The organism is Streptomyces sp. Ncost-T10-10d (assembly GCF_900091955.1).
In the GTDB taxonomy this organism is placed as follows: Bacteria; Actinomycetota; Actinomycetes; order Streptomycetales; family Streptomycetaceae; genus Streptomyces.
Map to the genome: position 1 here is coordinate 1 of NZ_FMDF01000157.1, position 15608 is coordinate 15608.

8 protein-coding genes are annotated in these 15608 nt (G+C 69.5%); 2 read left to right on the forward strand and 6 right to left on the reverse strand.

Translation table 11 applies throughout. The features are described 5' to 3' along the window. From GA0115254_RS27995 to GA0115254_RS43960, 6 genes are all read right to left on the reverse strand, one after another. Positions 1-1896: condensation domain-containing protein (locus GA0115254_RS27995; protein ID WP_141720918.1), on the reverse strand; the 1896-nt coding region annotated here is incomplete at its 3' end. 501 nt (positions 1897-2397) lie between these two features. After that, positions 2398-4590 carry an AfsR/SARP family transcriptional regulator gene (locus tag GA0115254_RS28000; RefSeq protein WP_093898077.1) on the reverse strand — a complete coding sequence of 731 codons (2193 nt, stop codon included), beginning with the start codon at positions 4588-4590 and terminating at the stop codon, positions 2398-2400. An 804-nt stretch (positions 4591-5394) separates the two neighbouring features. Continuing rightward, entirely contained in the window at positions 5395-6828 is a 1434-nt protein-coding gene (locus GA0115254_RS28005) for an ATP-binding protein (RefSeq protein ID WP_093898078.1), read from the reverse strand. Beyond that, a complete protein-coding gene (locus tag GA0115254_RS28010) occupies positions 6825-8483 on the reverse strand; it encodes an NAD(P)/FAD-dependent oxidoreductase (protein ID WP_093898079.1) in 1659 nt (552 codons plus the stop codon). Before GA0115254_RS28010 ends, GA0115254_RS28005 begins: the two co-directional genes overlap by 4 nt. Before the next feature lie 163 nt (positions 8484-8646). Then, positions 8647-9213 (reverse strand): hypothetical protein, encoded by a 567-nt coding sequence (locus GA0115254_RS28015; protein ID WP_093898080.1) that lies wholly within the window; start codon positions 9211-9213, stop codon positions 8647-8649. Between the two features lie 389 nt (positions 9214-9602). After that, a complete protein-coding gene (locus GA0115254_RS43960) occupies positions 9603-9947 on the reverse strand; it encodes a hypothetical protein (protein WP_141720919.1) in 345 nt (114 codons plus the stop codon). Positions 9948-10303: 356 nt separating this feature from the next. Between GA0115254_RS43960 and GA0115254_RS44745 the strand changes: the two genes are divergently transcribed. Both GA0115254_RS44745 and GA0115254_RS28025 read left to right on the forward strand, forming a co-directional pair. Then, on the forward strand, positions 10304-10909 hold the full coding sequence (locus GA0115254_RS44745; RefSeq protein WP_176740321.1) for a hypothetical protein: 606 nt from the start codon (positions 10304-10306) through the stop codon (positions 10907-10909). Positions 10910-11003: 94 nt separating this feature from the next. After that, positions 11004-15596 carry a cation-translocating P-type ATPase gene (locus GA0115254_RS28025; RefSeq protein WP_093898082.1) on the forward strand — a complete coding sequence of 1531 codons (4593 nt, stop codon included), beginning with the start codon at positions 11004-11006 and terminating at the stop codon, positions 15594-15596. The last annotated feature ends 12 nt before the right edge of the window (positions 15597-15608 follow it).

The window sequence follows — 15608 nt, forward strand, 5'->3', positions numbered from 1 at the left end:
TTGGGGGAGGCGGGCGAGGGTGGTGTCGAGGTCCGGCGGGGTGGTGGCGGCCTGGAGGGTGTCGATGTTCAGGGTGTGCCAGGGGCCGTGGGGGACGGTGTCGTGGGTGGGTTGGTGGGTGAGGACGAGGGTGGCGCCGACTTCGGTGAGCATGTGGTGCATGCGGTCGGTGGGGAAGGCGGTGTCGAGGGGGACGTAGACGCCGTGGGCCATGAGGACGGCGAGAGTGGCGATCACGGTGTCGAGGGACCGTTCGACACAGACTCCGACGCAGACCTCGGGCCCCACGCCGTGCTTGATCAGCAGTGTGGCGATCTGTGCGGCGCGGGTGACGAGTTCGGCGTAGGTGAGGGTGTTGTCGTCGCAGACGACGGCCACGGCGTCGGGGGTCTCCAGCGCCCGGCGTATGACCAGTTCGTGGATCGCACCGACCGGGAGTTGTCCGCCGTCACCCGCCCACGACTCCACCGACTGCCGCTCGGCAGGCGGCATGAGCGGCAGTCGGCTCACCGGAAGGTCGGGAGTGGCGAGGATCTGACCGAGCAGGACCTGCCAGTGATCCACCAGGGTGCGGATGGTGCCGGCGTCGAACAGGTCCGTCGCGTACTCGACCTGGAGACGGAGCCCGTCCGGGCGCCGGTACACCGACCAGGTGAGGTCGAACTTCGCCGTCCCCGTGGCCACCATGGAACGCTCGACGCTCAGCCCCTCAGCGAAGGGCTCCGGCGGCTCCTCCTCATGGAAGGCGAAAAGCGTCTGCACAATCGGGTTGTGACTCAGTGACCGTTCGGGGTGCAGCTCCTTCACGGCGAGATCGAACGGGGCCCTGCTGCGGGAGAGCGCGCTCAGCAGCGACGCGCGGGAGCGCGCCACGAGCTCCCGGAAGCCGGGGTCGTCCCCCAGGTCCACCCGGAGGACGAGCGTGTCGACGAAGAAGCCGACCAGATCGTTGAGCTTGGCGTTGTCCCGGCCCGCCACCGGCGAACCGACGACGACATCACTGCTCCCCGAGTGACGCGCGGCGAGCACCTGGAAGGCGGCGAGCATCACCGTGTACAGACTGACGTTCTCCTCGGCGGCGAACGCCTCCAGCGCCACCGAGGACACTTCGGTGAGTGGGAAGTCCGTAGTCTCGCCCCGATAACTCATCTCAGCCGGACGGGGGCGGTCCGTGCCGAGGTCCAGTACGGCCGGAGCATCGGCGAGCGCGTCCGTCCAGGCCGCCAGCGCCTTCTCCGTACGAGGACCGCGCAGCGTCTCGCGCTGCCACAACGCGTAGTCGGCGTACTGGACCGGCAGCGGCCCGACCGACCCGCCGCCGGAGCGATACGCCTCGTTCAGCCGACGCTGGAACACATCGAGCGACCAGCCGTCGCAGGCGATGTGGTGGAAGGTCAGCTGCAACCAGTGCTCGTCCTCGGACAGCCGGTACAGCGACGCACGCAGCATCGGATCCCGGGCCAGGTCGAACGGCCTGCGGGCATCCGCCTCGACGCCCTCCCGCGCGCTGCGGACGCGGTCGGCGGGTGCGAGGCCGGTGAGGTCGACGAGCGGGCAGTCCGTTTCACGAATGTCCAGCAACCGCTGGCGCGGCTCCCCGTTCCCGTCCGCCTCGAAGACGGTGAACAGGGCATCATGACCGGCCGCGACCGTAGTGACGGCGGCCGTCAGACGGGTGGCGTCCAAGGGGCCGGTGAAGCGAAGAACGACCGGAATGTTGTAGACGGCGTTGTCCCCGAGCCAGCGGTCGAGGAACCAGAGCCGCTGCTGGCCGAAAGAGAGCGGACCGCGCTCATCCGGCCTGGCGCGGAGCCGGCCGGCCGCGGACGGTCTTGTTCCGCCTTCCGCACGCGCGTCTACTCCCGCGTTCACGTCGGTCGTGGGGATGCCGTCCATGATGACGCCCTTCTCACCGGTCCACTAAAGGTCCAATAAAAACGAAACGCGGCCGCGGTTTCTTGAAGAGCACACAGAGCAGTGCGTACGTGCATCGCCGAAGAGAACCTGTGAACGCTGCGAAGAACTGCGGGATTATTTGCATGGGACATGGAGGAGCGCTGTCACATTAGAGAGCCGCATCAGCGCCGGTCAACCCTCGCGATTAGCGCCTGACCTGCGCCTTTTAGTGATCGGGAGGGTTTTGGATCACATCCTTAGCGCAAATTTAGGGAAGTAATAGAGCCACATAGGCGCACGTGTGTCTTGTATTTGAACGGAAGATTGAATCGCGTCCGGGTGCGGCGTTCCCCGGAGCCCGTCGAGGTTCGTGGGGGAGTGGTGCGGGACCGCCGGAGAGGCTGTCAGCAGGACAGCCGTGACGGGATGCGTGCCGATATCGGGCAGGCAGAAGGGAATCGGTGCCCACGGCCGAACCGCCGCGATGCCTCCCCGGGGGAATCACTTCCCGGCCAGCACCGTCGAACTGCTCGCCAGGCGACAGGAAATGGTCCACAGGCCGATTTCGGCCGCCTGCCGGCCCGCCGCCTCCACCTGGGCGCGCTCCTGCTGGTACCAGGCGAACGGGTCCGCCAGCAGACGGTCGATCAGGCTCCGCGGCATCGCATGGCAGCGGATGGGCTCATCCGGTACGGGCGGGTCCCCATGTCCGCTGCGGCGCTGCGCTTCTCCGGTGAGATACGCCAAGGTGTCGAGAACGCGCCATAACGCCGCCCGCTGCTCCTCCGGCGACTCCTCCGCCGCAAGGCGCTCCAGGGCGAAGGCCCGTACGAACGCGGGGAAGCGGTATCGGACGGCTCTGGACGCCTGGTCCACCACTGCGTCGAGCAGGTAGGACTCGGTGAGCTCGTCCAGCAGGTCCTGGGCGCGGTGCGGTTCGCATGCGAGGAGGGGGGCGCCGACCCAGGGGGCGAAGTCGGGTATCTCCAACTGGGCGAGGCGGCGCAGAGCCCGCTGGGCCTCCGGGCTGAGTGCCGCGTAAGCCGGGGTCATGCACGTACGGACGGTCTGTTCCACGTGGCGCAGTTCGTCAGGGCGGCGGGCCGCGTCGGCGCATCCGTCCACCGCCTCGGCCTGGGCGACGGCGTCCGCCACGGCCCGGTGCGGCCGGGCGGCCAGGCGTGCGGCGGCCGCGCGCAGTACGAGCGGCAGATCGTCGCAGGCACGGCAGAGCTCCTCGACGGCCAGCGGTTCGGCGGCGACCCGTCGCCGTCCGATGATCTTCATCAGCATTTCCACGGAGCTTTCCCGCTGGAACCTGGAGAGTTCGATACGGGTGTCCGCGGGCAGCCCGGTGAAGCGTCGCCACGAGGTGATCAGCACCCGCGATCCGGACGACCCGGGGAGCAGCGGGGCGACCTGGCACTCGGACGCCGCACCATCCAGTACGACGAGCACCCGGCGCTCCGCCAGCAGGTCACGATACATTTCGGCGCGCTCCTCGACGCTGCTGGGGACGGCTTCGTCGCTCACCCCGAGCGCGCGCAGGAAGCGGCGGAGCACCTCGGCGGCGCTCGTCGGGTGGCCCGGGGCGCCGGACAGTTTCGCGAAGAGCTGCCCGTCGGGGTAGTCCGGAGCGAGCCGATGGGCGACATGCACGGCCAGGGTCGTCTTGCCGGAGCCGCCGCGTCCGGTTATCACGGTGACGGGGACGACGGTTCGGGGTGCGTCGGTGCGGGTGGGGGCGGCCAGAATGCGCTGGATCGCTCGCGTGCGGCCGGTGAAGTCGGCGATATCGGCGGGCAGCAGCCGCGGAATCTTGTGCGCCGGAACCGCAGCAGTTGCCGGCACTGCCGGAAGGGCCGGAACCGCCGGGCCGCTGCCGGGTCCGCCCGGCGCGGCGGCGGGCGCCGTCACTTTGATGAAGGGCTGGACCCGGGGCGGCGCGCCCCACTCCTCTTCCCCCGCCAGGATCATGCGGTGCAGTCGCTGCAGTTCTGCGCCGGGCTCGATGCCGAGCCTCTCGACGAGGGCCGCCCGCGCCTGGCGGTAGGCGTCCAGGGCCTCGGCCTGCCGTCCCGCGCGGTGGAGCGCGGTCATCAGGAGCACCCGCAGGCGTTCCCGCAGGGGGTGGGCGGTGACCAGGGCCCCGAGTTCACTCACGGCGCGGTGGTGATTGCCGAGCCGTAGTTCGAGTTCAAGACATTGTTCCTGTACGGCTAGACGCCGCTCGTCGAGTTGGACGGCACTCGCCCGTACCGGCTTGCTGCTGATATCGGTCAGGGCATGACCCTGCCACAGCCCCAACGCCGCCCGTAACTCCTTTACCGCTTGCTGGGGTTGATGGGCCGCAGCGGCTCTTCGGCCTGCGGCGACCCGTTCCTCGAACGCGTGGAGGTCGAGTTGCCCCTCGGTCATCCGCAAGAGATAACCGGGCGAGCGGGTCACGATGGGGCCGGGATGGGGCTCCGCGGGGAGCATGCGCCGCAGCGCGCAGATGCCGATCTGTACCTGGGTGCGGCTCGTCGCCGGTGGCTTCCGCTCCCATATGGCCTCCACCAGGCGGTCATTGGAGACGACACGTCCCGATTCGAGGAGCAGCATCGCCAGAACCGTGCGCTGACGCTGCCCGCTGACATCTATGTGCCTGCCGTCGTCCACGACTTCGAGCGGGCCCAGAATCCTGAACTGCATGGGCCCCCTTCGCGGCGGTGACGGCTCGTAGAGGGCGATGGCGACCGGCCTGACGCGCCGGCCCGCCGACCTCCACCGTGCCTGGCGTGTTCGAATACTGGTGCAGGGTGTACGAAAAGCGGATACAGGATGTGCATTCGAATGATTACATGATCGAAAGGAGTCAGTCAACGACTCACTTCCCTGGCCTCGTCCGTCAACTCATTTTCTTTTCGGATGCGTTATGAGGCGCCACTATCCGTGAGTTCCGGAAAAAGAACGTCCGAAATTCCATGTTTGAAGTGCGGATGCTCAGGTTCTCACCTGGTGCGATTCCCTCGGAGATGCTCTGTCATCGACAGGTGATATGTCCGGTACGCTCGCCGAGTTCGCCACTCGGGGACGCTGTCCCCGTGAGTCGCTCGAAAACCTGCCGGGGTCCCTTGATGTACGGCCGGCGGGTCGGCGCCGGCCCGGGCGCCGCTGCTGTGGTCGAGCAGCATTCGGTGGCACCGATGCCGTGAATCGCTCGCGACGTCGAAGGACCTCGTACGTAAAATGCCGTCGAAGGAACTGGGCAAGTCGGCCAACGCAGTGATGAATCATCCCGCCGTCATCGACCGCGACGGCGGGGACCACGGGGACGCCGACTCGCGCGGATGGCCGCACATCTGTGCCTTTGGTTGCCGCGGCCCGACAGCAAGCCTTCGCGGGCCGCAGCGTCCCCGAACGGGTCGGCAGCTGTCCCCGTTCGACCTGCACCGGTACGCGGACAACGCAGGGCCGAGTTCCTGGCCGCCCCTGCTTCGGATGCCGCGAAAGCCCTCAGGAGTCCTCGGGCTGCTGCTCGATCGGCAGGCAGACCTGGAAGCGGGTGTCGCCGGGCTGCGAAGAGACGCGGATGTCCCCATGATGCTTGTTGACGACGATGCGGTAGGAGATGTCGAGCCCCAGCCCGGTGCCCTCACCGACCGGCTTCGTGGTGAAGAACGGCTCGAAGATCCGGGGTCTGATCTCAGCCGGAATGCCTGTGCCCGTGTCGGCCACCTCCACGAGCAGCCGCGCGTCCTCCCGCCACGTCCGAATCGTCAGCGTGCCCCCGTCAGGCATGGCATCGACGGCGTTCACGATCAGGTTGGTCCACACCTGGTTGAGCTCGGCTCCGAAGGCCGGAATCGGCGGCAGCGCATGGGCGTACTCCTTGACCACCTGGACACCGGAGGGGATCTTCGCCTGCAACATCGTCAGTGTGGCGTCGAGCAATGTGTGCACATCCACGGTCTGCTGTGGCGCCCGGTCCAGCTGCGCGTACTGCTTGGCGGCACCGACCAGCCCGGAGATGCGGGTCACGGCGTCTTCGATCTCGCCCATCAGAAGTTCCGTATCGACGGTGTACGCCAGCCAGCGCACCGTGGGGCCGAGGTTCTCCTCACCGATGGTGTCGGCTGCCGAGGTCAGCCACGGCACGTCGATGTCCGCGGCGACCAGTGTCGGCGCCAGCTCCCATGCTTCTGTCACCCCGTGCTCGTCGAGCCAGTCGCCGACGGCATCCTCGGCATCGGCAGCAGCCAGCGCGGGCAGACCGGTAGCCGTTGAGGCCTGTTGCACCGCATCGTCCTGCAGCTCCACGAGACGGTGCAGTTCGGTACCGTCCAGCCGACCGTCAGCGATCAGGGCGAGTTTGTGGCGCATGCCGGCCACTCGCTCCCGCAGAGCCGCAGTGGCCCGCACAGCGGCTGCCGCAGGATTGTTCAGCTCGTGGGTCAGGCCTGCCGACAGCGACGCCAGGGCCAGCAGCCGCTCCCGCTCACTGACGATCGCGTTGGCCGCCCGAGTACCGAAGAAGAGTCCCTCCAGCAGGTGCAGCGCCATCGGGAACCAGGTGCGTACAGCGTGGGCGAAATCATCGGCGGGCAGCACGAAGAACTCGGTATCGGTGACAGCCCGCAGCGTGTGGGGATACCGCTGCTCGACGCGGTCCCCGAGGTACGCACGGGTCGCCCCGCTGTACACACCGCGCTGATCGGTGCGATTGACCTCCACATCGTCGCCGTGCAGCACACGGCTGAGCGCGATGGCCCCGCTGAGCAGCACGAAGAAGCACGTGGCCGGTTCGCCCTCCCCGTACACCACGCTTCCGGCCGGCCGTTGCTCAGCACGGCCGCGCTCCGCCAGCCAATTGAGCTGCTCGTCGCTGAGCTTCTCGAACAGGAACAGCGTCCGCAACTGCTCCGGTGACAGATGTGCTGACGTGGTCACTGTGCCTCCAGATAGCGATGCACCAAGGAGACGGCCATGGCTCCCTCGCCGACGGCCGACGCGACTCGTTTGACCGAGGAGGAACGCACGTCTCCCGCGGCGAAGACACCGGGCACGCTCGATTCCAGGTGGTACGGATCTCTCGGCAGCCGCCAGCCCGCCGGACGCTGCCCTCCGGCCACCAGGTCCGGGCCGGTCAGCACGAACCCGCGTTCATCACGGGAGACCACTCCCTCCAGCCACTGCGTATGCGGCTCGGCCCCGATGAAGACGAACAGCCAGGACGCAGCAACGGTGCGCACGGCGCCGGACCGGCTCTCGCGAAGGGTCAGTCGCTGTAGGTGTCCCTCGCCCTCACCGCCGAGGACTTCGGTCCACGCGTGGATCTCGATGTTGTCGATGCCGTTGATCTGGTCGATGAGATAGCTGGACATCGAACGGGTCAGATCACCTTGGCGGATGAGTACGTGGACGCGCCGCGCGTAGCGCGAGAAATAGACCGCTGCCTGTCCCGCGGAGTTGGCTCCGCCGACGATGTACACATCCTCCCCGGAACAGCTGGGGGCCTCGGTGACGGCGGACCCGTAGAAGACGCCCGCACCCGTGAACTCCTGCAGCCCGGTGGCGGCCAGCCGCCGGTAAGCCACTCCGGTGGCCAGGACCACGGTGTGGGCGGCAATGGAGCCCTCCGGCCCCAGATGCAGCACCCGCCCCGATCCTGCTGCCTCCAGCGCGACGGCCCGTTGCGCACTCAGAATCTCCGCCCCGAACTTCAGCGCCTGGCGGCGAGCACGTTCGGTCAGCTGGGAGCCGGAGACGCCGTCGGGAAAACCGAGGTAGTTCTCGATGCGGCTGCTCTGTCCGGCCTGCCCGCCGGTCGCCTGCTGTTCCACCAGGACCGTGCGCAAACCCTCCGAAGCCCCGTAGACGGCAGCTCCCAGACCGGCCGGCCCGCCACCGACCACCACCAGGTCGTAGAAATCCGAGGCCGGAACCGTGCTCAGTCCTACCTTTGCGGCGAGCTCCCGCTCGGTGGGGGAGACCAGGGGTTCGCCGTCCGGGGTGATGACCAGCGGTACATCGGCCGCCGACATCCCTGCGGCGGCCAGCAGGCGTTGCCCTTCCGGCTCGTCGGACAGCAGCCACCGGTAGGGCACGAGGTTGCGGGTGAGGAAGTCACGGACAGCGAAGGACGGTGCGGACCAGCGGTGCCCGACCACGCGGGTTTCCATGATCCCCGGATCAGGCGTGGCTTGCCACAGCTCCAGCAGTGTGTCGATCACCGGGTAGAGGTGCTGTTCCGGCGGGCTCCAGGGTTTGATGAGGTAGTGGTCGAGGTCCACGACGTTGATGGCGTCGATCGCCGCTTCCGTGTCGGCGTAGGCGGTCAGCAGCACACGACGGGCGAGCGGGAAGAGATCCATGGCCGCCTCGAGGAACTCGATGCCGTTCATGTGCGGCATGCGGTAGTCGGCCAGCATGAGCGCGAGCTGATCGCCGCGCAGCTTGATCTCGCGCAGTGCGTCCAGGGCATCGCGGCCGGAGAGGGCGCGCACGATGCGGTAACGGTCGCCGTACTGGCGCCGGATGTCGCGGGCGACCGCCCGGGAGACCGCCGGGTCGTCGTCGACAGTCAGGATTGTCGGGTTCGCCATGGCTCCATCATTCCCGCCACGATGCGGAAACGACGGGTGAGGATCCGATCGGAGGCTCCGGCAGCACACGGCATCGTCATCCCGCCCGCGACGCCGCCCCCCGTCGTCATAGCAGTCCGCCGGGCTCGGGCCCTCGCCCGAACCGACGAGCTCAGCAACGAGATCAGGACGACGTGTCTCGATGATCTGCCAGCCCTTGGCGTCGGTCGGCGACGTGCTCCTTCAAAAAGGCGCCCGCGTGGCCGGCAGCCTCTTCCTTCGTTGCGTAGCAAGAAGTGCTGTCTGCCTCATCGCGTGTTCCATCGGCTCCCTTTCCGGCCCACCGCCAGCCACCTGATGACGGGTCCCGGGACAATTCGGCGCTGCCGCCGAACAGTTCGATGAGGCTCGCCTCCGCTTCCGCAGGGGCTGATCTGTCGATGGCGTCGGGCCATTTCTTGCGGGCGCCCTGCCGGGTGATACCCCAAGCAGCGCCCAACCGCTCGTAACTCGCACCGTAGGAGCCGGCGGTCTTTGCTGCGATTGCCGTCAACCGCTTGACCTCCGCGTCCACCACCTTCCAGGTGGTGAGGATCGACAGTGTCACTTCGATGGGGTCGGCATCCCACATGCGTTCCTCGGCGAGTCCGGTCGCTCGGGCGCGCATGGCCGAGGCGAGTGGGTTCAGGGCGTCGAGGAGGGCTTTGTCGAGGGCGGTCTGTTCCGCAGCGGTGATCTCAGGCGGTGTCATGTTGACAACTTTAGTTACCACATACGGAATCGGCAACTAAAGTTACCGAATCTGACTGTGTCCGATCTGGGGCCATGGCACCGACCTCACCACGCCAGGTAAGAGACTGCTCGGCAGAGCGCTGCCCGACAGCGAGCCGAGGCTGTGCGAGCTGTTCGCGGCGCGGTGCTTATGGTCGTGGAGCGCCCGGCCTCGATCGGCGCGCCGTCAGTGGCCGTGGCTCGCGATGCGGCCTTACGCGGTGCCTGTCTGTCGGGTGGGTGACGAGGTCTGCCGGACGCGGGCGCGGCAGCCATGAGCGGTTGGGGTAATGGGCGGGCTCCGCGTGGGGCCGGGGTGCGTCGATGAACACGCCCCTCCCGCCGGGGTCCGAATTCCTGGTGCGTCGCTCAGGGTGCAGGCGGTCGAGGAGTCGACGGGTGCGATCCCGACGGGATCGCTCGCGCGGCCTGGCTCGGAATGGCGGCGGGTGTGCCGCTGAGGAGTGCCTGCCGGGTGAACCGGATGGCGTACGGCAGGGCGGCCCGGGTGAGCGCATCCGCGCCGGAAGCGCGGGCTGCGGCTCCTAGGACCGGCTCCGCGCATGCGATGGCGCGCCGAAGGGCGGCAGGAGTCCGCAACCGGCTCGCGTGCCGCAGGGTCGGGCCCAGCAGGTCCGTGGGGAGGCCGGGGAGGGGCAGGGTCAGGGTCCGGTCCTCGGTGCCAGGGCGCGGCCAGGTCAGTTCGATGCGCATGAAACGGCGGCCTCCAGTGGAGGTAGGGGGTCTGACGCCGGTCCGGCCGGTCGGACGGAGAGCGGTGTGTGGCTGGTCGGTCGACGAGCGCAGGGGACGTGGTCGGGTGGTGACGGCGTCGGTGGGCGAACGGAATTGCCGGAGCCGGGAAGGTCCGTGGCCCTGAGATGCCCACCGCCTGTTACCTCGCATGGCGGTACGTAGGTATGTCCAGGCTTGCCGGAGTTGCGCGATCTTGTCAAGGTTACTGAAACGTGAGAGGCGTCACGGCCATGTGCCGCCCGCCACCCCTGCCCCACGGAGAGAGAGCGACCATGACTGACAGTTCCCATGCGTCTGACTCAGGGGACACAAAGGTGAAGCATCCCGTCCAGCAGACACTGGCGCACCCCATGCAGAGGGTGACGACAGCAGTGGAGAGGGTCCCCGGGGCGGACCGGGTCAAGGGGATCGCCAACGGTGTCCTGGACTCCGTCGGGATCGTCTCGCCGCATGCACGGCGTGTCGCAGCGTACACCGGTGCCGGACTGCTCGGCGTAGCCGGTGTGCTCGAGTGGCCCGTGGCCATGGCGGGTGCCGCGGTGGTGTGGCTCACGCAGCCGCGTCCGACGGATGCCGAGGCGGCCCCCGCCGCCGGTGAGGCCCGCACCGAAGGATTGCGGGCGAAGCAGGCCGCCAGGTCGGCCAAGGCGCACACCACGGCGAAGCCGGCGAAGACCCGCTCGGCCAAAGCATCGACCACCTCGAAAACGGCAAAGAAGCGTCCGGCCAAGTCATCGACCGCCCCCAAGACGGCGAAGACCCGCCCGGCCAAGTCATCGGCCGCCTCCGGGACGGCGAAGACCCGCCCGGCCAAGGCGTCGACCGGCTCCGGCACGGCGAAGGCCCGCGCGTCCAAGCGCGCAGCCACGAGCGCCACGGGCACCTCGGGCGCCAAAGCACGTGGGCGGAAGAAGCCCTGAGGTCGCCTCCCATCCGCTGATACGACCGTTCCGTGCCCGGCATCTGTGACGACCGTTCCCCCGGCCGCGTGCGGCAAGCCCGCGAAGGTGAGACATGCTGCTCCGCTTCCTGACCGGGCTGCCCGCCGTGGCCCTCCAGAGCGCCTTGGCTGTGCCGGTCGAGGCCACCCGCCGGATCGCCACGCCGACCGCAGATGCGGCGCGGTTGGCCGCTGAGCTCGTGAACGCCGGTGCACGTGGCGCGGTGGACGGGGCGGCGGCGGTGTCGGCGACCGCGCTGCGGGTCGGCAGGGTCGCCCGCAACGCGATGACTCCTCAGGTCCGTTACTGGCGCGCCGGAACCCGGATGCACCTTGCACTGGAGCATCACCCGGACGCGCCCGATCGAACCCTGGAACGACTTGAGGCCGCCGCCAGAAAGGTGGCCGTCGAGCTGGCCGAGCACCCTGACGTGCTGATCGCCTACTGGGACGGCGGCCTGGGGAGGCTGGTCGTGCAGACCACCGACGACGCGGTCGGCGAGCAGGTGGTGGACCAGGTGTCAGAACTGGCCGCCCAACACGGGCTGGTGCACGTCGGCGATCAGACGCTGGAACACGTGCACCCGGGTGCCGCCGGGGGCGTACGCGCCAACGCTGTCGCCCTGGCGTGCGACGCGGCGGGCATCGGCGTCGCGTTCGCCGCACGGGCAGCCTTTGTGAAGCGCGCGCCGGAGGCCATGGTGGCCGCGGTCGTCATGATGCGTGAGGACTCGCGGGTACGCGTGGTGCTGAGCCGTGCGCTGAACCCGGACGCAGCCGATCTGGTGTTGGCGGCGGCCCATGCGGCCGTCTGCGGGATCGGGCAGTCGCCGAGTCCGCTGTTGCTCGACGCGGCACTGCGGGCCGCCCAGTTGGTGGAATCGCTGGCTCAGCTCGCGACGTTCGACGCCGTACACGACACGCTGTGCGCCCCGGACCGGCTGACTCTGGCCAACACCGACGTCGTACGTCCGCCGCTGCGTTCCTGCCCGGGCGAGGAATACGCCGCCGCCGCGATCAACGGGATGCTGGGCGGCGCCGCCACCACTCTCCTTTTCACCCGCAGCCTCGACGAGGCGGCCGAGACCGTACTGGCCGGTTCGCCCAAGGCCGCACGCTACGGCCCGGCGGCCTTCACCGCGGCTCTCGGCAGTGCCCTGGCGCGCGAGGACGTACTGGTCCGCGACCCCGAGCGGTTGCGTCAACTGGAGCTCGTGGACACCGTCGTCCTGCATCCCGAAGCACTGCGCAGTACGCGGCGCACTGTGCTCAAGGTCCACCCCAGCGCGACCGACTGGGATCACCACCGGTTGTGGCAGGAAGCCACTGCGGCCCTGAGCGCGCCCGAGGACGCGGCAACGCCGTCCGAGGAGTCATGCATCGCCCTTCGCCCAGTGCCCGATGAGACGGCGCCGGACGCGGGACTGTTGATCGCGACGGTTCGCGGAACGGACGTCGGCACCGTCCTCGTCGGCTGGGAGGTCGACCCCATGGCCGAAGCCGCGCTGAACGCAGCGCGCCGAGCCGGTCTGCACGTCGTGGTGGTGGACGACTACTCGCTCGGCGAGTTCGGGACCCTGGCGGACCAACTCGTCTCCGCCGATACCCCGTTGACCGAGGTGGTGGCTGCCCTCCAGAACGAGGGCCGAACGGTCCTCACGGTGGCGCGCGTCCCGCACGACCGGGCGGCAGCCGAACGGGAGTTGACTGCCGCCGCCCACGACGTACTCGACGGACTGCTCCGCAGCGACATCGCCGTCGCCGTCACCGACGAGCGCAGCGCCATCGTCTGGGGCGCCGACCTTCTGCCCCTGCGCGGACTGGAGGGAGTGTGGCGGCTGCTGTCCGGCGTCCCCGCAGCGCGGGCGGTCAGCCGGCGTGCCAAGTTCTGCGCCGAGGCGGGCGCCACGCTCTCCGAGCTCCTGGTACTCACCCGGGGGGTCCGGTCGCAGCGGGTTCCCTTCCCCCTCGAAGTGCGGCTCAGCCCCGTCACTGTCGCCACTGCCGCGGCCCTGGTCATGGGCTGGTGCGCCGCACTCGGTGTGGCCGCCGGTACGACCCCCCACCCCAGTCCGCGGGTGCCCTGGCACGCCCTGCAGCCCGAGCAGGTCATGGTCCGGCTGACGAAGGCGTCACGCGCCGCGCCCACCGCCCTGACGGTGGTGCGGGCCCGGGTCGGCCACATCGCGGGCACCGCTGCCACGCACCCGGCCTTCGCGCCTGCACGGGTGAGCGCACGTCTGGCCGGCGCCGTCTGGGCCGAACTGGACGACCCGTTCACCCCGGTCCTGGTGGTCGGTGCCACGGCGCAGGCACTGCTGGGGTCCTCGGTGGACGCATTCCTGGTCATCGCCGCCGTGGCGGTGAACGCCCTGGTCGGCGGGGTACAGCGATTGCGCGCGGAGCAGGCGCTGTCCGCACTGGTGACCGGGCAGCGGCGAACCGCCCGGCGACTCGCTCACCCGTCAGCAGGGGAGACATCCGTCGTCGAGGCCGTGCGGCTGAAGCCCGGCGAGGTGATCGAGCTGCGCACCAACGATGTGGTGCCGGCCGACGCGCGGCTGCTGGAGGTCAGTGGCTTCGAGGTGGACGAGTCCTCGCTGACGGGCGAGTCACTGCCCACCCGCAAACAAGTGGCCGCCGTACCGCAGGCGTCCGTCGCCGACCGCAGCTGCATGGTGTTCGAAGGCACCACGGTGGTGGCCGGCCACGCCCGGGCAGTGGTGGTGGGCACGGGTGACCAGACTGAAGCCGGCCGCGCGGCGTCCCTCGCCGCGCGGGTCCCCACCTCGGCGGGGGTTCAGGCACGACTGCACCGGCTGACCCGCCGGGTCCTGCCCCTCACCCTCGTCGGCGGCGCCGCGGTGGCCGGCCTGTCCATGCTGCGTGGCCGCCCCGTGCGCACAGCCCTCCAGGGCGGACTGGCAGTCGCAGTGGCCGCCGTGCCCGAGGGGATGCCTCTCGTGGCGACCGTCGCGCAGATGGCCGCGGCACGACGGCTGAGCAAGCTCGGCGTCCTGGTACGCACGCCACGCAGCCTGGAGGCGCTCGGACGTGTGGACACCATCTGCTTCGACAAGACCGGGACCCTCACGGAGAACCGGTTGCGGGTCGTCCGCCTGATCGCCGGCACAGGCGTCGAGCACCCGGCCGACGCCGTCGAGGGGGAACGCATCCTGCGCATTGCCGCCCGGGCCTGCCCCCGCGTTGCCGGGCAGCCGGGCGTCCACGCCCATGCCACCGACGAGGCGGTGCTGGCAGTAGCCCCGACCGAGGCAGGGTGGACCACCGCGCAGGCCCAGCCCTTCGAGGCGAGCCGGGGTTACGCCGCCGCCGCCGGAAGGGACGCGGACGGCGCGAGCATGCTGGTCGTCAAGGGCGCGCCGGAAGTCGTGCTGCCCTGCTGCCCGGATACGGATCCGGCAGCCGTAGAAGAGGCACACTCGCTCGCCGGTCAGGGCCTGCGGCTCCTGGCCGTCGCCCAGCGCCGTCTCGCGACGGACGACGAGGCGAGGGAGGCACTGGACAAGCCCCTCGAACTGCTGGAGCTCATCGGGTTCGTGGCACTTGCCGACACCCCCCGCGCCAGCTCCGCACCGCTTGTGGCCGGTCTCGGAGAGGTCGGCGTGCGAGCCGTCATGCTCACCGGCGACCACCCACAGACCGCCCGCTCCGTGGCAGTCGCCCTGGGCTGGCCCCCTGATGTCACGGTCGTCACCGGTAACGAGTTGGCTTCACAGGACCGGGCGGGACGGGCCCGCCTGCTCCGGGACTGCGGCGTCGTGGCCCGGGTCGCACCCGAGCAGAAGCTCCAGGTCGTCGAGGCGCTCCGGGAGGCGGGTCGCGTCGTCGCCATGGTCGGCGACGGCGCCAACGACGCCGCTGCCATCCGCGCCGCCGACGTCGGGGTCGGTATCGCCGCGCGCGGATCGGCGGCCGCACGCAACGCCGCAGACCTCGTGATCACCAACGACGAACTGTCGGTTCTCATCGACGCCATCGGCGAAGGCCGAGCCCTGTGGCGCAGCGTGGCCGACGCGATCAGCATCCTGCTCGGCGGGAACGCCGGCGAGGTCGGCTTCTCCGTACTGGGCACACTGCTGTCCGGCACGTCGCCGCTGTCGACACGTCAGCTGCTGCTGGTCAACCTGCTCACCGACATGTTCCCGGCGATGGCGGTCGCGGTTACCCCCCAGGACCCGGAACCCACCGGTGAGTCCATCGCAGCCGACGCCGTACCCGTGGGCCTCGCCGTCCTCGGGCAACCGCTGACACGCCAGATCCGCCATCGTGGTCTGATCACCGGTATCGGTGCGGCCATCGCTTGGCTCATCGGCACCCTCACTCCCGGCTCAGCGCGACGTACCAGCACCATGGCTCTGTGTGGTGTGGTCGGCGCCCAACTCACGCAGACCGTCGTCGGACGCCGCCGCAGCCCGTTGGTCCTGACCACGGTTCTCGGCACCGCGGCCGTGCTCATCGCCCTGGTCCAGACACCCGTCGTCAGCCATTTCTTCGGGTGCACACCGCTGGGCCCACTGGCCTGGACCGGAGTGGCAGTCGCCGTCGGCACCGCCTCCCTCGGACCCCACGTACTGCCACAGGCCGAACAGCTGCTGGCCGACCTCACGTCACGACTGCGTCCCGTGGTCCGGCTCGTCCGCTGACACTCTGTATGA